At 43.6% G+C, this 19,597-nt stretch carries 16 protein-coding genes; 14 read left to right on the top strand and 2 right to left on the bottom strand.

What is annotated here, in order from left to right:
* The first annotated feature begins 159 nt into the window (after positions 1-159).
* The 11 genes from FLB61_RS09435 (at position 160) to FLB61_RS09385 (ending at position 11,057) form a co-directional block, all read left to right on the top strand.
* Positions 160-1,125, top strand: coding sequence for an ABC transporter ATP-binding protein (locus FLB61_RS09435; protein ID WP_221919973.1), 966 nt, complete (start codon positions 160-162; stop codon positions 1,123-1,125).
* The gene (locus FLB61_RS09430; RefSeq protein ID WP_221919972.1) at positions 1,125-1,925 is read left to right on the top strand and encodes an ABC transporter permease; all 801 of its coding nucleotides are present in this window, start codon (positions 1,125-1,127) and stop codon (positions 1,923-1,925) included. Before FLB61_RS09435 ends, FLB61_RS09430 begins: the two co-directional genes overlap by 1 nt.
* A gap of 1 nt (position 1,926) precedes the next feature.
* Positions 1,927-2,724 (top strand): ABC transporter permease, encoded by a 798-nt coding sequence (locus FLB61_RS09425; RefSeq protein ID WP_221919971.1) that lies wholly within the window; start codon positions 1,927-1,929, stop codon positions 2,722-2,724.
* A gap of 260 nt (positions 2,725-2,984) precedes the next feature.
* Complete coding sequence (locus FLB61_RS09420) at positions 2,985-4,205, top strand: MFS transporter (protein WP_221919970.1); 1,221 nt, start codon at positions 2,985-2,987, stop codon at positions 4,203-4,205.
* Between the two features lie 134 nt (positions 4,206-4,339).
* Positions 4,340-4,828, top strand: a complete 489-nt coding sequence (locus FLB61_RS09415) for a hypothetical protein (RefSeq protein WP_221919969.1) — start codon at positions 4,340-4,342, stop codon at positions 4,826-4,828.
* A gap of 8 nt (positions 4,829-4,836) precedes the next feature.
* A complete protein-coding gene (locus FLB61_RS09410) occupies positions 4,837-5,106 on the top strand; it encodes a helix-turn-helix domain-containing protein (protein WP_246599186.1) in 270 nt (89 codons plus the stop codon).
* Between the two features lie 45 nt (positions 5,107-5,151).
* A complete protein-coding gene (locus tag FLB61_RS09405) occupies positions 5,152-7,683 on the top strand; it encodes an FtsX-like permease family protein (protein ID WP_221919968.1) in 2,532 nt (843 codons plus the stop codon).
* On the top strand, positions 7,656-8,453 hold the full coding sequence (locus FLB61_RS09400) for an ABC transporter ATP-binding protein (protein ID WP_246599185.1): 798 nt from the start codon (positions 7,656-7,658) through the stop codon (positions 8,451-8,453). The genes FLB61_RS09405 and FLB61_RS09400 overlap by 28 nt, the downstream gene beginning before the upstream one ends.
* Before the next feature lie 157 nt (positions 8,454-8,610).
* Positions 8,611-9,027 carry a hypothetical protein gene (locus tag FLB61_RS09395; protein WP_087213030.1) on the top strand — a complete coding sequence of 139 codons (417 nt, stop codon included), beginning with the start codon at positions 8,611-8,613 and terminating at the stop codon, positions 9,025-9,027.
* Between the two features lie 26 nt (positions 9,028-9,053).
* Entirely contained in the window at positions 9,054-10,358 is a 1,305-nt protein-coding gene (locus FLB61_RS09390) for a TrkH family potassium uptake protein (RefSeq protein WP_087203182.1), read from the top strand.
* 24 nt (positions 10,359-10,382) lie between these two features.
* A complete protein-coding gene (locus FLB61_RS09385) occupies positions 10,383-11,057 on the top strand; it encodes a potassium channel family protein (RefSeq protein WP_087203196.1) in 675 nt (224 codons plus the stop codon).
* A 69-nt stretch (positions 11,058-11,126) separates the two neighbouring features.
* On the opposite strand, the gene FLB61_RS09380 is transcribed toward FLB61_RS09385, so the two are convergent.
* Together FLB61_RS09380 and FLB61_RS09375 are read right to left on the bottom strand one after the other, a co-directional pair.
* Entirely contained in the window at positions 11,127-12,275 is a 1,149-nt protein-coding gene (locus FLB61_RS09380; RefSeq protein ID WP_087203183.1) for a YkvI family membrane protein, read from the bottom strand.
* A 794-nt stretch (positions 12,276-13,069) separates the two neighbouring features.
* Complete coding sequence (locus tag FLB61_RS09375) at positions 13,070-14,827, bottom strand: ABC transporter ATP-binding protein (RefSeq protein WP_221919967.1); 1,758 nt, start codon at positions 14,825-14,827, stop codon at positions 13,070-13,072.
* 167 nt (positions 14,828-14,994) lie between these two features.
* Between FLB61_RS09375 and FLB61_RS09370 the strand changes: the two genes are divergently transcribed.
* The 3 genes from FLB61_RS09370 to FLB61_RS09360 all read left to right on the top strand — a co-directional run bounded on the left by FLB61_RS09370 (position 14,995) and on the right by FLB61_RS09360 (position 19,594).
* Entirely contained in the window at positions 14,995-15,693 is a 699-nt protein-coding gene (locus tag FLB61_RS09370) for a response regulator transcription factor (RefSeq protein ID WP_087213016.1), read from the top strand.
* Positions 15,694-15,706: 13 nt separating this feature from the next.
* The gene (locus FLB61_RS09365; protein ID WP_221919966.1) at positions 15,707-18,349 is read left to right on the top strand and encodes a sensor histidine kinase; all 2,643 of its coding nucleotides are present in this window, start codon (positions 15,707-15,709) and stop codon (positions 18,347-18,349) included.
* Positions 18,350-18,457: 108 nt separating this feature from the next.
* Complete coding sequence (locus FLB61_RS09360) at positions 18,458-19,594, top strand: class I SAM-dependent methyltransferase (protein ID WP_221919965.1); 1,137 nt, start codon at positions 18,458-18,460, stop codon at positions 19,592-19,594.
* The last annotated feature ends 3 nt before the right edge of the window (positions 19,595-19,597 follow it).

Here is a 19,597-nt window from a genome sequence, read left to right as displayed (position 1 = left end):
ACATAAAAGTCTGGAGAATGTGAAACATACAAAATGATGGACTCAAGAATATAGCCATATAATAGCCCTAAAAGGCGTATTCATGGCCAGCATATTGAAAGTGCAATAACCGAATGGTAATATATTTGTACAAAATATACACATGAGAAGAGCAGAGTTATGATAAAAGTAGAAAATTTGACAAAAGAGTATGTAATACCCAAAAAAGAGTACAAAAAAAATATTGTGACAATCCTGAATCCGCCAAAAGAGAAAATTTATGGACTGAAGAACATTTCGTTTGAGATCAAAGAAGGGGAATTTGTAGGACTGGTAGGTCTGAATGGGGCCGGAAAAACAACGCTGGTAAAAACATTGTCCGGTATTTTGACACCAACACAAGGAAATGTGGAAGTGCTTGGATATCATCCGGCTTTGCAGAGAAAAGCATATACAAAGCACATCAGTGTCATCATGGGGCAGAAATCATCGCTGATCTATGATTTGCCGGTTATAGAGTCTTTTAAATTTTACAAAGACGTTTATCAGGTAGATCAGAGACAGTTCAAAGAAAAAATAGACATGTTGTCGGAATATCTTGGGATTGACAGGTTGCTCCATATTCCGGTGCGGAAGCTGTCTCTTGGACAGAGGATGAAGTGTGAGATCGGCGTTTCTTTTCTGCACGAACCTGAGATTATTTTTCTGGATGAGCCGACACTGGGGCTTGATATCCTCTCCAAAAGATCTATTTTGAAATTGTTGTCTGAATTAAACAGGAAGTTTGGGACAACCATGATTTTGACGACGCATGATATTGAGGATATCAGCAGTATGTGTGAGAGAATGATACTGCTGGAGCATGGAAACATCCTCTATGATGGACGTACAAGTGAATTTTGCGAACGCAAGAGATACAAACTTCTGGAGATAGATTACATCAGACCTCTGGATGTAGACGGTATAGAAGGGTACATATGTGAGGCAAAGCAGGAGGACGAGCATCATGTTGTCTGGAAGATAGAGGCAGAATATTTGCTTGAGGTAATTGGCCATCTTATGGAACAGAAAGAATCTATCAGCGATGTCAATATCAACACAGTCAGTCTCACGGAAACGATATATGAACTTTATGAGGGAAAATAATGAGGAGTATGTCTGGATTTTTTAACATAATCAGGAGATTTGCCATCATAAGTGTAAAAAAGGTCAGCGCATACCAGTTTGAATTATGGATGACACTGATACAGCTATTATTTAATCTCAGCTTTACGGTCATCTTCTGGTATACGCTGCTTCAGTTTATCCCTGCTTTTGCAGGGTGGGAAATCGATGAATTGCTGCTTTATACGTCCATGTTGTTTTTGGGCGAGGGGATTTCAGGAATATTTTTTGGATTCAGGGATATGCCGGAACGTATCCTTCAGGGAGAACTGGACAAATTTCTGACTCGGCCTGTCAATGTGATGGCGGCTATGCTTTTTGAAAATGTTTCAGTATTGTATTTTATAGAACAGATATGCGTAAGTGTGCTGATGGTAGGAGTGATCATGTGGAAATACCGGATTACCATCCTGGTTTCACATCTGCCGATCGCTCTCCTGAATCTCATTCTCGGGGTTATAACGATCCAGTTGATCATCGGTGTGCTGACATTTCTATCTTTCTGGTTTGGGAGAATTGAAAATCTCCGGAATTTGTTTCTGAGTGTTTTGGAGGTAAAGGAATACCCCATCACGATTTTTCCACGACCGATCCGAAGAGTACTTACATATACAATTCCTGTATATTTTGCGGCGTATTATCCATGCGCATTGCTGATCGGAAAAGAGACAGTGGATATAGGTCTGGAGGCAGTCTTATGTCTGCAGACGGTATTCTGGGTCTGGATGTTTGGGAAGGTATGGAAAATGGGACTTCGCCGGTATGAGGCCAATGGAGGATAACATGAGAAAATATATTCGTACAATGTATATTGTCTTCAGACGTCTGAAAGAGTTTTTGGTAAATTTTATCGGACAGATGATGTATTTCCCGATAAAGTTTGCCATTCTCTATTTTATCTGGAGTTATATATATGGTAATAGCGCTGTGGACGCGTCGTATTCTTTTGAGGAAATGCTCGGGTACTATTTTATTCTGGCAATTGTACAGACTTGTATTATGCCTTGCGGGCTGGCTGCTTATGAAGAGTGGGAAACGATCAACAGTGGGAAGATGAATCTGTATCTGACAAAGCCGATCAGCTATCCAATTTATATGTATGCGGAAAAGATGGGAAGTTTTCTTATCTACATGGCAACAGGCCTTCTCTTCATCTATGTTACGGTATTTGTAATGCAATTTTTTGGCGTGGAACTAGTCGTACGGCATACGGGCTGGTTTTGCATCTCGCTGTTTATGGGATTTACCATTATGGTAAATTTATTTACGATCATCGGACACATTACATTTTGGGTAGAAAATGTCTTGTCACTTCGGGATAATCTGTGGAATATTATAAAAATATTTTCAGGAGAGATCTTCCCAATCGCCATGTATCCGCTGTTCCTGCAGAAGATTTGCGGATTTCTGCCATTTCAGTATATCTATTTCCAGCCCATTTCTATATTGCAGGGGAAAATACCTGTGGACAAGATAGTACAGAATCTGACGGTTCAGGCGGGATGGTGCCTTTTGCTTATTGTGGTAAATGCAATTGTCTGGAAGAAAGGAAACGTCAGATATGTATCTCAGGGAGGATAATGAGAATTCTGGACGATTTTGGTCTTCCCCATATTTGGGTATAAAGGTGTGTTTTAGGGAGCTGTACAAATGATAAAATTGATGTATTCAAATCAAAGAGATCCTAGATGAAATAAGATTGTATATGCTTTTCCAGATCAACCTCTTTTTGCTGTCCTATATGTGATAAAGAGCTGTAAGAGTTCATGTTACCCATTACCGGATTACATTGTTTGTCTGGCTATAGGAAATCATCATTCTGTCTGAATGGAGAAAACTATATGACAATAAAAACAAGATATTATATGTTTATATTAGCAAGGTTCATTTCCACTTTTGGAAATTGGTTTGCATCGATGGCAGTGCCGTTTATGATATATGATATTACAGGGTCTGCAATGGCTGTTTCGATCAGTTTTTTGTTAGAAACATTGCCGATTATTCTACTATCGCCAGTTATATCTTATATGATAGACCATTTTTCCCGAAAAATTATTTTGCAATTATGTGAACTAATTTCCGGTACAGCAATGATTTTGTGTATTCTTACCAACTGTAATAATATATATTTTTTATATATTATGTGTATTTGTTTATCCACTATGGGCTTTATATATAATAATACAATCAATGCGTATATTCCCGATATATGTGGAGACATGCAATTAAAAAAAGCAAATACGATAGATTCACTTGCAAGTAATATATCAATGGTGGCAGCTCCGATAATAGCGGGGTGGTGTATTCAAATTTATGGATATAGTCTGTCGCTTGAAATTGATGCGATTACTTTTGGTGTTTCTATCATACTTTTACAATTTTTAAATAGCGACAAAAGAGAGAAAAATTCCAAAAACAAACCTAAAATAGAAAACATGATCTTGGTTCGTGAAGGTCGAAAAATTTTAAAAAAGGACAGATTCCTTAAATCACTTATTATCATCTGTATTATGTTTTCTATATGCGGCGCAATTTTCTCATCCTTAGATGCTGTGTATATTGCGGAAATTTTCAATGGATCTTCCGATGTATATGGGTATATCAATTCTGCCTGGGGGATCGGTATGTTAGTAACGAGTGGTCTTTATATTCTGTACAAAGATATTCCCGAAACTGTAATGTTTTCAGTAGGTATTTTAATGATGGGAATTTCAACAGTTGGATATGGCCTTTCTATAAATATATTAGTATGTGTTTTATTTAACTTTTTGGGAGGGGTTGCTAATACTATATATGTTATATATTATAAATCATTAATACAAAGCAGGACGGCTTCAAACAATAGAGGGAAAATTTTTACCATACAGTCTACCTTATCGAAAGTGTTTTCCATGATAGTAGTTTTTGCGGCTGGAGGATTAGCAGATATTTTTACAGTAAGAGCTTCGATACTAATGTCAGGATGCATTACAATAGCCATTGCATTATTTAGTTTTAGAATTTTACATAAAAGTTTGGAGAATGTGAAACATCATACACAATCATTTGATCAAGATAAATAATTACATGCAAATTTCAGCAAAAAAGGCTCCTGTTCCGCACCACAATGCGCTTAGTCCATTTTAAATGATGCGGAGCATTATTCCTTTAATGATAAATACTTTTGGGACTATAATTCGGAGTAGGAGGGATTCTCATGAAAAACGATTTTTCCGTTGACACAAGCAAACAGGTAAAAAACGAGTTTTTGAAAAAGATCAGGGTACCGCTGGGTATTGCATTGCTTCTTACTGGCATAGAAGTTGCAGCTGGAATATGGATGATAGTTCGCAGGATGATGATTCCGCAGTGGGATGATATAAGTATATATGAAATAGGTGTGAGAGGCTTGCATTACCTGTGCGTGATTTGTATTTTTGTATCTCTGATCAAGGTTATTTATGATGAAAAACCATTTTCACATACACTGGTGTTATGCGTCCGCACTATATGTGGCTTATATCTTCTTGGCTCGATTTTGCTTCCAAGGCTTTCTGGTTTTGAAACGAACTATGAAATTTTCAGTTTCGGCAGCTTTACATTAATCGACGGAAATTTTTTGATCAGAGGGCTGTTGCTGTATGTTTTCAGTGAGATCATGTATGAGGGATTTTCAATGCAAAAAGACATTGAAGAGATTTTGTAGGAGGAATTATGGCTATTATATTACGACTGGACAGAGTAATGGCTGATCGGAAGATTACACTCAACGAATTGTCAGCTAAAGTAGGGATATCTACGGTCAATCTGTCGAATTTAAAGACAGGAAAAGTGAAAGCAATCCGTTTTTCAACACTTGACGCCATTTGTGATGTTTTGGATTGTCAGCCCGGAGATATTTTGGAATATCAACGAGTTCATACAGCAATAGAAGACGATGGGGCAATTCATGGCCATAATATTGAAAAAGAAATACCCGAGTGATAATATGTTTGTATAAAATACACATATAAACAGAGGGGGATCTGTATGGAGCGTGAGGAGAGAATCAGGAAGCGTATCAGGATGATACAGATGGTCAACGGGATTATATTGACCTTGCCGATTTTTATTATGAAATTTCATATTGCAGGAGAAAATCTGTTTTTCTGGAGCGTCATTTGGAAGCTGATCAGGGAGAGAACCTTTCATCCGGATTATATCATTTTCTTCTGTGTCATGATTTTTACATTTTTGTATTTGTTCCGGACGATATGGCTGAAAAAGGGAAAAAGTGGAGAGTGGTGTTTTTATCTTCCGAAGATTACACTTTTGGTGTCGTGTCTGGCGATACCTGTTTTTTCACAGATGATGAATCCCCTTCCTTATCTGAGTTTTCCGCTTTACTATATTGTGTTTTCCTTACTGGAATGTATGATCGTTCTTTATCTGGAGCAGAAAGATGAAATAGAAGAAGAGTATCAGAAATCCAAAGTACAGGAGAAAGAAGAAAAAGAACATCTGAAACGTGCCAATTACTTTCCAGGAAAGTATTCCAGGAACTTCTACCAGGTTATCCGGAAAAACTTCCGGTATCACTGGAAAGAGCAGGGCGTTTTAACGCTGGCGGCGATACTGTCTGCGGTCTGCCTCTACATTGTGCTGGCCGTGTACCAGATGACGGAGCAGATCTACGGAGGCAAGGGAGATCAGAGTCTTTTGATGGGCGAGGGTCTCTACCGTCTGTTCCGTGATCTTGGAATGATCGTCATGGTACTTAGCATCCTCATGATTACCATCATCATATCCTGGTATATCAAGGAACAGAAAAAGGAGTTCCGTCTCATGGTCATTCTTGGGATGAGACGGCATACATCTTACCGGATTTTTTTGGTAGAATATATTTTAAATAGTCTGCTTGCGCTTTTTATAGGTATACCGATCGGTATGGGAGGAGCCGCGCTTTTGAGAAATCAGCTGGAACAAGGGTATCAGGGAAATATATCTCTTCCTCCGGCGGTCAGTCTGAAACAGTTTGGGATAGGGGTGCTGGCCTATGTGATTCTGATGATCCTGGGGCTGGCTTTCAACCAGGATAACTTTTTATCTTTAGGACGATCTACCGACCGAAATGAGGAGATCCGAAAAGAGAAACGTCTAAGGGAAAGACTTGGGCGATGGATGGCAGGCGGCCTCTTCCTTTACCTTGTAAGTATGGTATGGTTTGGAGTACGTGGATGGACAGAGACTATGGGGATCTATCTGCTTCCGATCCTTGGGACATTCTTTTTGCTGGCAGGCGGCCTGGGGTTTTGGCTCAAGAGAAGGGAAAAGAAAGAAACTTATTACCGGCAGCTTTTGACGACGGTTCCGTTTTATCATCGGTTTTGGAGAAACACAGGCGTGCTGTTCTATATGGCGGCGCTGCAGTTTTTTATCCTGGCGGTTTTTTCCACTCCGTTTTTAAGTTCTGCCATGAGGCAGGACATCGACGGGATGTATCCTATGGTGCGGATGACTTCCATTTATGGAAGTGACAAACTTTACGCATGGGGAGGAACGCGGCCGGTTCAGTGGCCGCAGGGGCAGCATATTGCCATATCGGAATCGTCCTACCTTTCCCTGAAGGAGAAGGCAGGGTACGACGTGGAACCGCTGGGGCTTACGGGGGAAGAAATGCATGTGGTCTGCCAGCAGGATCTGTCGGTAAAGACGCATACCATTGACTGGGATACCAGCCGGCTGAAAAAACATCTGAGATTTGGGCAGCCGTTGTCGTATTATAACACGGGGGATTATCGGAATATCTACCCGGAAAGAGAGATTAAAAGTGAAGAACGTGCAAGCCTTATCGGAAGTTTTCATCAGGGAATGCAGGAAAATCTGATCGTACTGTCGGATACTTATTTTGACACAGTGTGGAAGGAAATGACGAAGTACAACCGCGATCACTGGGAGGAAAGGGAAAGTGCGGATGTCAAAGAATGGAGGATGTACCCGTATGCAGAAGAAAAGAACATGACTGAAGGGCCGACGATGCTTGTGTGTATGGAACTTCCAGAAGGGAAGAGCAGGCAGGCGGCAGAGGATCTGGGTTATCTGAGGGAGAAATATGTCTTTGATCAGATGTGGGACCGGACAATCCAGCCGTTTTATGAAAAAAGCCAGATGATGAGCAATACAGAGTCAGAGATCTGGTTTACCCGGACAGCGTACGGTTTCATACTGATACTTCTGACTGTCATGGCAGTCTTCCAGTATACAGTTAAGATAAAGGAAGAAGAGAATGTCTGGAGATGGGAGAATGCATTTCTGAAGCAGATGGGGATGAAAGAGAAGGAAAGAAAGCAGAGGATCCTGTGGCAGATGAAAGTATATCTGCTGATACCATTGATTGCAGGCAGTGTGGGAGGAGTGATCTTTACCGCCTTGACAGTGAGGGCAAGGTTGTTTACCGTGAGAGAAGTTTTACAGTATATGGGAACGGCTGGGATCTTTTGTGCGGCATATGGGCTGCTGTGGCTGCTTTTGTATCTTCTGCACAAAAGGAATGTATGGCGATATGTGGAAAAAGAGAAATAGAAAGAGAGGAAGAAAAGATGCATGTACTGGAAGTAAAAGATCTGATCCGAAACTATCAGAAAATAGCGGGCAAGAAGAGTGAGGAAGATATCAAGGTCCTGAAAGGTCTGGATTTTTCCGTGGAGGAAGGAGAGTTCGTAGGAATCATGGGGAAATCCGGCTGCGGGAAAACGACCCTTCTCAAGGTGCTTGGGATGATCGACAGGCAGACAGCCGGTGCGGTCCGCTTTATGGAGAAGGATACAAGCGATCTGTATGGGGATGAGCTGGCAGATATCCGCAGGACCCAGATCGGATTTATTTTCCAGGACTTCTACCTGATGGATAGTCTGTCGGTAGAGGAAAACATCATGCTGCCGATGATTCTGGGGAAAGAGAACGTGGACGTTATGACAAAGGCGGCAGCAAAGTATGCAGAACAGTTCCAGATCTCGCACTTGCTTAAGAAGAACCCATATGAGCTGTCAGGCGGGGAGAAGCAGAGGGTGGCCATCTGCCGCGCGCTGATCAATGATCCAGACCTGATCCTGGCGGACGAACCGACAGGGAACCTGGATTCGAAATCCGGAAAAATCGTGATCGATGCACTGACACGGATCAATCAGGAGTTTAAAAAGACGATCGTCATGGTAACGCACGATCCGCAGATGGCAAGCTACTGCGGCAGGATTATTTTGCTGAAAGACGGCCTGATCCTGGATAATCTGAAGAGAGGGAGAAGTCAGGAGGCATTCTATCAGGAAATCATCGGGCGGATGGCAGATCTGTAAGAATTCATTAAGAATAATTTTGCTGTATTGACAAAGAATAGAGTTAGTGATATGTTGGTCATGATGAAATGAACCAGCCTTAACAGGCTGAATGAAGAGATATATGCGCGAGGGCCTTACGCAGGCTTTGGCGCATATATTTAGGGAGAAGAATACGATGATTTCCAAAGGGAAGAAATGGATCGCAGTGTGGACATTGGTCGTGTTTTGCTGTAGTTTCCTGGGCATGGCTGCTGGAAATATTTGCAGCGGTGCGGGTGCCGGCAGGTGCGATTATTCGAAGGACGCACTGGATGTCATGAAAAATGGGCAGAATGATGGACTTCATTTTTCAAAAGATATGCAGACAGATCTACAAACAAAATATGGGATATATAGTACACGACCGGGCTCCGCGAAGAACCGGGCTCTTTTTTTTGTACCGCTTTTTTCTATGATAATTGTGATTGTCGATCGGTGTAAAGGGATTTTTCGGCGGTATCATCTTCGGGTTTTTTATTCAGAACGGTTTTTGAAGCTGCTGTTTGTGCAGAAAGACAAGGATGGAAAGAAAAGAGAGTGCCCGATATTCTAAACATTTGAAATAAGGCAGGAGGAGTTATGACACATTTAAAAAGAGTTGTAAAGAGGCAGTTGCCTGGGAGAATCATCACAACAGGATTTGCGCTTGTGATTTTGTTGGGAGCGTTCCTGCTCCTTCTTCCGTGTTCCGTGAAGCCGGGGGCGGAAGTAACGTTTGTGGATGCGTTGTTTACTTCTACGAGCGCTGTCTGTGTGACGGGTCTCATTGCCATCGATACGGCAGATCATTTTACTGCGTTTGGACAGGGCGTGGTCGCTCTTTTGATCCAGATCGGCGGTCTGGGCGTGACTTCCCTTGGAGTCGGCTTGATGATCGCGGCGGGGAAAAGAGTAAGTATCCGCAGCAGGCTGCTGGTAAAAGAAGCGTTGAACATAGACAATTATAAAGGGATCGTGAAGCTTGTAAAAGCAGTACTCATCATGACGTTGTGCTTTGAGGCGGTGGGTGCGTTTTTGAGCTTCCTTGTTTTTGTGCAGGATTACAGTCCGGTGCGTGCGCTTGGGATCAGTATTTTCCATTCGATCGCAGCGTTTAATAATTCCGGATTTGATATTCTTGGAGGATTGAGAAATCTGATTCCATATCAGGACAATATTCTGCTGAATATGACGACCTGTTTTCTTATCATCTTCGGAGGGATCGGTTTCCTTGTGATTCTCGACATATTAAAGATGAGGAATTTCCGCAAGTTATCCCTGCATTCAAAAGCCGTGATCACGACGAGCGCTATATTGATCGTGGCGGGAACACTGCTTTTGAAAGCGACGGAAAATATTTCCTGGATGGGTGCGTTTTTTCATAGTGTGTCCGCCCGGACGGCGGGATTTTCCACCTATTCCATTGGAGAATTTACAAATGCAGGACTTTTCGTCCTCTGTATCCTGATGTTTATCGGGGCGTCTCCGGGATCTACGGGAGGCGGAATTAAGACCAGTACATTTTTTGTGCTGGTGCAGTATACAAAGAGTATGTTTACAAAAGAGGATGCAAATGCATTTAAGAGGAGTATTCCTAAACAGAGTATTACAAAGGCATTTGGTATTACGATACTGTCAGGTGCAGTCATCTGCCTGGTCGTATTTCTCATGTGCATTTTGGAGCCAAAATTTGATTTTATGCAGATCTTTTTTGAGGTGATTTCCGCGTTTGGCACGGTAGGATTGTCTACAGGCATTACTCCGTATTTAAGTGATGCAGGAAAACTTGTTATTATACTGATGATGTTTGTAGGAAGACTGGGGGCCGTGACGTTGATCTCCATGTGGATAGACCGTCAGCAGCCAAATGTCAGATATACGGAAGAGACAGTTGTAATTGGATAAATGCAGAAAGAAAGGAAAACTAAAATGAAGAAAAATAAAAAAGCAGAGTCATTTGGAGTGATCGGACTTGGAAGGTTTGGAACAGCCCTTGCCATCACGCTGGCAAAGTCCGGGAAAGAAGTGATCGTATTAGATGAAAATGAGAGCAAAGTAAAAGAGTTACGGCAATATACAGACTACGCTTTTGTGACGAAAGATCTGGGGATCGAAACGCTGCGGGAAGCCGGCATCCAGAACTGTGACGTCGTCATCGTCTGTATCGGACAAAAGATGGATGTGGGAATCCTCACGACTATGTGCGTGATCGAGATGGGTGTTCCTCGTGTGATTTCCAAAGCTCTCAGCACAGAGCAGGGCGCGGTACTGAAAAAGATCGGAGCGGAGGTTGTTTATCCGGAGAAGGATATGGCATTCCGTCTTGGGAAAAGGCTGTTGTCCAATCACAATTTCCTAGACTGCATCGATCTTGACAACAGTATCGAGATCCGTCAGGTAAACCTTCCGGAACGCCTCGAGGGACGGTCTATCGAGGAAGTCCAGCTCCGCAGAAAATACCGAATGAACATCATAGCCATCGGAAATGAAAGCGGAACAACGATTGAGATTCTTCCGGAATACCGCCTGCAAAAAGGGGATGTCATCGTCGTGATCGGAAAAGTAGAAGATATCGACGCCTTTGAAGAGGCATTCGGAGAGTAATAAAGGGGCAGATAAGAAAACAAAAAAGTACCCAGACAGCACGTTTATATGGCTGCCTGGGTACTTTTTTTATGCTTGTCTGCGGCGTTTGCTCAGGAGATCGCTGATATTCTTTTTGATCATAAAGAGTATAAGGACAGCGCCCACATAGCCGTTTAAAACATAGATGATATTTACAAGTGTACGGAACGGAAGGAAGAGTCCTACAAGCAGTCCCACAACCGCCAGGATAACGGTAAGAATCTTAAACCTCGGTGTCCCTTCTTTTGCAAACCTGGATGCAGGATTGTAAAGAAGAGGAACTGCGGTCGTGTAAATACCTCCGAAGATTACGACTGCAAAGATAGCGGAAAATGGTTCCCAGATTTTCATGGCCAGAATCAGATCCGGGATATCCGCATTCCAGACAAAGGTGTTGTCCGTGCCCGAAAGAGGAGTATTGATGTTGGCAATCTGTCCGAAGGAGATGAACCCGATGGCAAGACAGACAGTCAGCGTACCGGCGATAATTCCGATATTGAGTTCTTTTTTCTTGTTTTTGGAGCCCAGGGCAGCTGTGAAGCTTGCAAACCAAAGCAGAGTAAATCCGGCATAGGATAGACCGGATACAAGCCAGTTCGGGCCGGCATTTTTGATCGTTTCATCCGCGGTTGCCCCTGCGTAAGCACCAGTACGTATGATTTCAAGTCCTTCGGCAATATGGCTTCCGTCATTGATGCAAGTGATCACTCCGATCAGGATGCAGACGATGACGATGATCGGTCCTACGGCTCCGATGGCGTCTACGAGGGAGTTCAGTCCTCCGGCCACTGTAACAGCAGCCAGTACGGTAAGGATGACAGCTCCTGCCCACGGCGGAAGATGGTACTGCTGGTTCAAAGTGGACGCAGCGCCGCCGACCATGACCCAAAAAGACATATAACAGAATATAGTAGAGTAGTAGTCGCAAAATGTTCCCACATATTTCCCGCAGAAATACCGGTATACGTCATTTCCATGCTCAAATTTTTGTTCTGCTCCTGCTTTCGCAAAATTCAGGCAGTAGTAGAGAAAAGCCACGGCGAAGACGAGGATGACGAGAATATTTTTATCTCCGTAAGCGGTGTAATACTGGATGATCTCCTGTCCGGTTGCAAATCCGGAGCCGATGATAAACGCGATGACGGCACCGGCAAGAATCAACGTTCGTTTCCAATTTATTTTATTTTCCATGTTCATAATCTCCTTCATAAGTAATGTAAGTACTTTTTGCGCGCGATCATACACGCCGCTATTTTTCAGAGCGGAGATACAGAACTTTTTTCTTTCCATCTTTGCTTTTTTGGGAATTTAAATCGCACAGAAATCGTGCCAGGTAATATGCATGCCGTCGATAATGCAGGAAAGGAAATTTTCTCTTGCACATGGATAAGAAGTAAAGGACGGCACAGAAAATAAAGACCAGAAACAGCGCCATGTTGCGAAGCACATTCTGATTCAGAGTATATATGATATGCTTGACATCCTGTTCATTCCGTATAGAGTCAAAAGTGTGTACAGAGTCGTCGGAGCTCTTAATGACAACGACGGGTAAATTGTCATCTTCAGTCTGATCCTGCCAGGATCGAGCCGGGTTTTTGTCGGAAGACGTTTCTAGTAAGAATAAACCGGATGAAGAAAAAAGCAGTATGAAAACACATGCCAAAAGAACAAATATCTTGGTTATATGGCTCATTTTGATCGCCTCCCGCCTCATCATAATACTATTTAAAAATACCATTTGACGGCATATATGTCAACGAAAAACACAAACCCGCTGGCTTTTACACCAGCGGGTTCGTGTTTTATAGTTATCTAAAGGAATGAGAGTAAAGTGTCGCACTTCGGTTCCCCGAAGTGCTTACTTTATGAGGGGGGAGATAGTGAGTGTTAATCAACTATCTGGTACTTAGTATAACCAATAAATATGTCTAAAATGTGTTAAATTTATAAAAGAAATCGAAATTTTATTAAGAAGTCATTAATGTAAAGGGTTATTCCATAACCCCGTCAGTCTCCAATCCCTCAAACTGCATCTTGTAATAATGCGCATAAATGCCGTCTTTCTCCAGAAGTTCGGTGTGGGATCCACGCTCTGCGATTCCCTTTTCCGTGATGACAATGATTTCGTCTGCATTGCGGATCGTAGAGAGACGATGTGCGATCGTGATCGTTGTCCGGTTTTTAGCCAGTGCCTCCAGACTTTTCTGTATATGGCGTTCGCTCTCATTATCCAGGGCGCTGGTAGCCTCATCGAGGATTAGGATCGGAGGATTTTTCAGGAATACGCGGGCGATAGAGATCCTTTGCTTTTGTCCGCCGGAAAGTCTTGTTCCGCGCTCGCCTACAAAGGTGTCATAGCCATCCGGAAGTTCCTCGATGAAATCGTGGATGTTGGCCTTCTTGGCTGCGTCGATGATCTCTTCCATAGTGGCGCCCGGCTTTCCGTAGGCGATATTTTCCTTGATCGTTCCGCAGAAGAGATACACATCCTGCTGTACAATACCGATATTATTTCGGAGAGACTTCAATTTCAAATCCCGGACATCCTGCCCGTCAATCGTTATCCGTCCGCCTGTGACGTCATAAAAACGCGGCAGAAGGTTGCAGATGGTTGTTTTTCCCCCTCCGGATGGACCCACCAGTGCGATGGAGCGTCCTGCCGGAATCTGGAAGGAGACGTTGGAAAGGACAGGCGTGTCATCGTCTGCATAGCAAAAGGAGATGTTTTCGTAAGAGACAAGCCCCTTTACATTGTGCAGATCTTTTGCGTTTTCGGAGTCCTTGATATCTGGCTTCGTATCCATGACTTCCAGGAAACGGCGGAATCCGGAAAGACCTTTCTGCATCATTTCGGTCAATTCCACAAGAATCTGGATTGGGCTGATAAAGATTCCGATGTACAGTGCGTACATGGCAAGGTCGCTTGGATCCATCTGGCCTTTGGCGATGAGATAGCCGCCGAAGACAAGAGTCACGAGGTACATCATTCCCTGGAAGAAAAGATTCCATCCCATGAAGCTTCCCATGCAGTTGTAGTTAGCCCCTTTGGAGAGAAGAAATCCGTGGTTGCTCTTTCTGAATTTTTTTCGCTCTATGTCTTCATTTGCAAAAGACTGAACGACACGGATACCGGCCAGAGTGTCCTGCAGGCTGGCATTGACGTCCCCGATTTTTTTGCGGTTATCCAGGAAGGTTGCCTGCATCCGTTTGTTCTGGCTCATGGAAAAGACGAACATGAAGACGACAAGTATCGCCAGAGGAATCGCCAGTCTCCAGTTGATCAGGAACAGGAAGACGAAAGAACCGATGATCTTGATCAGGGAGATGAAGAGATTCTCCGGGCCGTGGTGTGCGAATTCCGCAATGTCAAAAAGGTCGGATACGAGCTTGCTCATCATCTGGCCGGAGTTATGTGTATTGTAATAAGAAAAAGAAAGTTTTTCATAGTGGTCAAAAAGCTGCTGGCGCATGTCGCGCTCCATATATGCCCCCATCATATGACCCTGGTAGCTGACATAGTATTTGCACAGACTCTGGATGATGTACATGATGAGAAGCCCGAGTGCCAGTGGAAGCAAAGCGCGCAGGATGACCGAGCTTTCCTTTGTAAACAATGTGTTGACAGAAGTTCTCAGGATTTGCGGGTAGGCAAGATCCACGAGACTTATTACCGTAGCGCAGATCAAATCCAGGAAAAAGACAGTGCGGTACGGCTTATAGTAATGTATGAAACGCTTTAAAGTATCCATAAAGTCCTCCTTTGGTGTAAAAATAGTTTCCCTGAAATACTGTAACATAATTCCGCAAAAGCCGCAATGAAACGGGATGGATATCTTTAAGAACAATTAAGAATTTTCTTTTTAGACTCTTAAAAAATATATGTTAATCTTGTATACTATATGGAGAGGTGAAGAACATGTATAGAATTTTAGTTTGTGACGATGACAAGGAGATTGTGGACGCGATTGAAATCTACCTTGTGCAGGAAGGATATGAAATTTTAAAAGCTTATGACGGAGAGCAGGCGCTGAAAATTCTGGAAGAGGAGAAGGTGGATCTTCTTATTATCGATGTGATGATGCCGAGGCTTGACGGGATTCGCGCGACATTGAAGATTCGTGAGAAGATGAGTCTTCCTATCATTATTTTGTCCGCCAAGTCCGAGGATGCGGATAAGATACTGGGACTTAATATCGGGGCGGACGATTATGTGACGAAACCGTTCAATCCGCTGGAGCTGGTGGCTCGCGCGAAGTCGCAGATCAGAAGGTACACAAAGCTTGGAAGTACAGTAAGCGCCGACAGCCAGGAGGCAGTCTATTCTGTGGGCGGGCTGTCCATCAATGATGACTTAAAAGAAGTGACCGTGGACGGCGAGATTGTAAAACTCACGCCGACAGAATATGATATTCTTCTGTTACTCGTGAAAAATCAGGGGAAAGTCTTTTCTATAGATCAGATTTACGAGAATATCTGGAATGAAGAGGCAATTGGAGCAGACAATACGGTGGCAGTACATATCCGCCATATCAGGGAGAAAATCGAGATCAACCCAAAAGATCCGCGGTATTTAAAAGTAGTCTGGGGCGTCGGCTACAAAATAGAAAAACTTTAGGAAGGATTTGTGTATGAGAAAATGGTACTGTTCGCCTACATGTAAAGGCTTTTTGCTGATTTTGGCCCATATCTGCGCAATCTTAAGTGCGGTCAGCTTTGCGTGGATCGGGATGACGGCAGGTATGCGCTACATGCTTCCCTTTGAGAAGGCGCCGAGTCAATATGAGCAGACAGCAGGGTTCGAAGAACAGATGGAGGAGATGTCCCGGCATGTGCTCAATCAGCTCTCTGTCAAAGGGCGGTTTGAGACGGACGGGAAGTACAATCCCGATAAGCTCATCGATGTGGCTCGTTACGCATCCGGCAGTGTAAAACAGGACGGGACAAACAAGACAGGGATCGCATACAAGCTGAGAGATCTGGAGCGATGGAGCAAGTCCTACACGAATGCAATGGAGCAGGAGGAGAAGGAAGATCAGTTCCTGAACGATTATGGGACGACTGTTGTCGTCTGTCTTCAGAACGACGGCAATTATCATTATTATTATGGCGATGATTTCCGTAATCGAATGCTTTCCGGAGAACTCACATTTTCCTCAAACGGGGAGTATGTATCCAATGAGGAGAAACTAAATGCCCTGACCAATGAAAATACAAATTCCATCGGATTTGGGCAAGTCCTTGACCAAAACGGAGAGATCCTATATACAGACTGCTGGAATCTCGGCCTTGGGTATGAGGTTATAAAAGAGCCATATTCGCTGGATGGTGCGCAAAATCTTGTGGAACTGGCCAATACAGACAGCCGGTGGAACGGAAGACTGGCAGATGCTTACCATGCACTGACAGCCACATTGCAGACGATCGGGACGGATTTGGCATCTTACCGGGAAGCTCCGCGCGGCTGGGAAGAAGGAAATACAAATTATACGTATATTTATGCAAATTACGACACGCAGCAGATCTATTCCAACAGACAGGAATATCAAGATATCAAAAGTGTTGACGAATATAAAGATGCAGTCAAGAAACTGGGTGCATACGTGATTGTCACGCCGAAGCTTGCCGGATTTGAGTCGACTTTCGAAAATCCTGCAGAGCGGGCTCAGGAGTGGAAGAGCAATGTCGTGGAGGTACAGGCCAATATCACAAACGATACCAACTATGTATTTATGGCAGCTGTGGATACCACGTATCCGGTCCCGGATGAGTTTGAAAACCGGCAGAATATCTATGAGAAGATCATACCGTATGTGGATACTGCGGTAGATGTGGCGTGGGGCGGTCTGATATCGTTTTTCATGATTCTCATCTGGCTTACGATCATCTCCGGAAGAAGCTGGAAATCAGAAGGAGATACGGTTGTCCTGGCCGGATTCGACAAGTGGAAAACAGAGATCGCTGCGATTACGGTAGGAGGTCTCTGGACGCTGGCTATATACATCTGTACCAACTGGATTTCCAATTATGTGTCAGCGTATGAATACTATTATGAAGAATCGAACTGGAGTAAGGAGAGTATCGTCTCTGTGTATGCAGTCCTGATGGTCGGGATCATCGCCCTGATCAGCTGCGTATTCTTTTTCTGGGCTTATCTGAGCCTTGTGAGACGGATCAAGGCAAAAACTCTCTGGAAGAACAGTATTTTAAAAGGTGTGTGCGATACAGTTAAGCTAGGATGGACAAATCGCAGCAGCATGTTCCAGACAATGATACTTTATGTTTTATTCCTTATCGTGGAATTGATTACCTGGGGAAATACGCCGCTTCTTCTTATTGGGATCGCCGTCAATATTGGGGTGGCGATCGGCCTTATCCGGTATGTGTCGGCGAGACAGAAGATCAAGAAAGGTATTACAGAGATTGCCAAGGGAAATGTAAATTACAAGATCCCGCTGGACGGCCTCAAAGGAGAATCACTGGAGATCGCTCAGACCGTCAATAAACTCGGGGAAGGGCTCAACAAGGCGTTGGAAAAAAGTGTGCAGGATGAGCGCTTAAAGACAGACCTGATCACAAATGTCTCCCACGATATCAAGACGCCGCTCACATCCATTATCAACTATGTGGCGATCCTTAAGAGGGAGAACTTCCAGGATCCGAAGATCCGGAACTATCTGGATATTTTGGAGACAAAAGCGGAGCGCTTAAAAACTCTGACAGAAGATGTCGTAGAAGCTTCAAAAGTCAGCAGCGGCAATATCAAGCTGGAGCTCATGACACTCAATATGGTAGAGATGATTTACCAGGTAGAGGCAGAATATGAAGAAAAATTTGAGGCAAGAGATCTGAAAGTCGTCTTTAATATGCCGGACGAACCGGCACTGATCCGTGTAGACGGAAGAAGAATGTGGAGAGTTTTTGCCAATGTGTTCAACAATGCGGCCAAATACGCCATGGAAGGGACGCGGGTTTATGCAGACCTGATCATACAGCCGGGAACGGTTAAATTTGTTCTGAAAAATGTGTCAGACCAGCAGCTCAATTTCTCAGCAGATGAGCTGACAGAACGGTTTATCCGCGGCGATGTCTCAAGAAGCACGGAAGGAAGCGGACTTGGTTTGTCCATTGCAAAAAATCTCACGACGCTCCAGGGAGGCACCTTCGATCTCTATCTGGACGGGGACCTTTTTAAGGTAATTATTTCATTCCCGCGAGTGCGGAAAACGGAGACCAAGAAGACGGCAATGAAAGAAAAGGAAAAAGAAATATAATGCAGGGGAAAGGATATGATAAGAAAGATTTTATCATATCCTTCCTTGCGTTTTGCATAAATACGCATTACAATAATGTATCATAGAAAGAGAAAGGAATGCCGAAAAATGACAGAATTAAGAGAGTGTCTTAAAGAGGTGTTTTGCATAAAGCTTTTGGCGGCGGTCTTAAGCAATCCGAGGACAGCCGGCGAGACGAAAAAAGTAAAGATCAGACCTGTACTCAGACAGGATGTTCTCTGCTTCCAGTTTGAGGAACACAGAGGAAAGCAGGTCTTTCACGAAAACCTGGAGGCCGAGGAAGCCATAGAGCGGACCATGGAATGGATGGAGTTCTTTCGCCAGATGCAGATCGATATGGAGCAGCAGTCTGTCACGATCCTTGTGAGCAAAAAAGGAAAAGTGACTATACGGAAAAAACAGGTAAAAAGACCGGAGAGTGTGAAGGCGGATCTGTCGCACAACAGGGAAAAGCAGTACATTCTCAAGGAGGGAATGGATATTCCATTTCTCAGAGATCTTGGGGTTATGACACAGGAGGGGAAGATCGTCCGCTCCAGATTTGACAAGTTCCGGCAGATCAACCGTTATCTGGAATTCATCGAAGATATTCTGCCGAAGCTTCAGAAAGACGGAGAGATCACAATCCTTGATTTTGGGTGTGGGAAGTCTTATCTGACATTTGCTCTCTATCATTATCTCCACGAGATGAAAAAGTATGATATTCGGATCGTGGGACTGGATCTGAAGGAAGATGTGATCCGCCACTGCAACGAACTTGCACAAAAGTACAGGTATGAGAAACTGCGCTTTCTTACAGGAGATATTGCACAGTACGACGGCATGACAGAGGTCGATATGGTTGTCACACTTCACGCATGTGATACAGCTACTGACTATGCACTCGAGAAAGCTGTGCGGTGGAACGCAAAGGTCATCTTGTCAGTCCCGTGCTGCCAGCACGAGCTGAACAGGCAGATACACAATGATATATTAGAGCCGATCTTGTCATACGGTCTGATAAAGGAACGAATGGCAGCGCTTGTGACGGACGCGCTTCGTGCGGAATACCTGAAAAAAGCGGGGTATGATGCGCAGATACTGGAATTTATCGACATGGAGCATACTCCGAAAAATATTTTGATACGTGCGGTAAAAACAGGAAGAAAGGCGCAGAATCAGGATAAAATAAAAGCGTGTGAAGAGTTTTTACATGTTAAGCCTGCCATTGGCAGACTTCTTTAAGAA

Source organism: Sellimonas caecigallum, assembly GCF_019754295.1.
In the GTDB taxonomy this organism is placed as follows: domain Bacteria; phylum Bacillota; class Clostridia; order Lachnospirales; family Lachnospiraceae; genus Sellimonas; species Sellimonas caecigallum.
The sequence above is the reverse complement of the archived record's forward strand: the minus strand, read 5'-3'. Positions and strand labels throughout refer to the sequence as shown.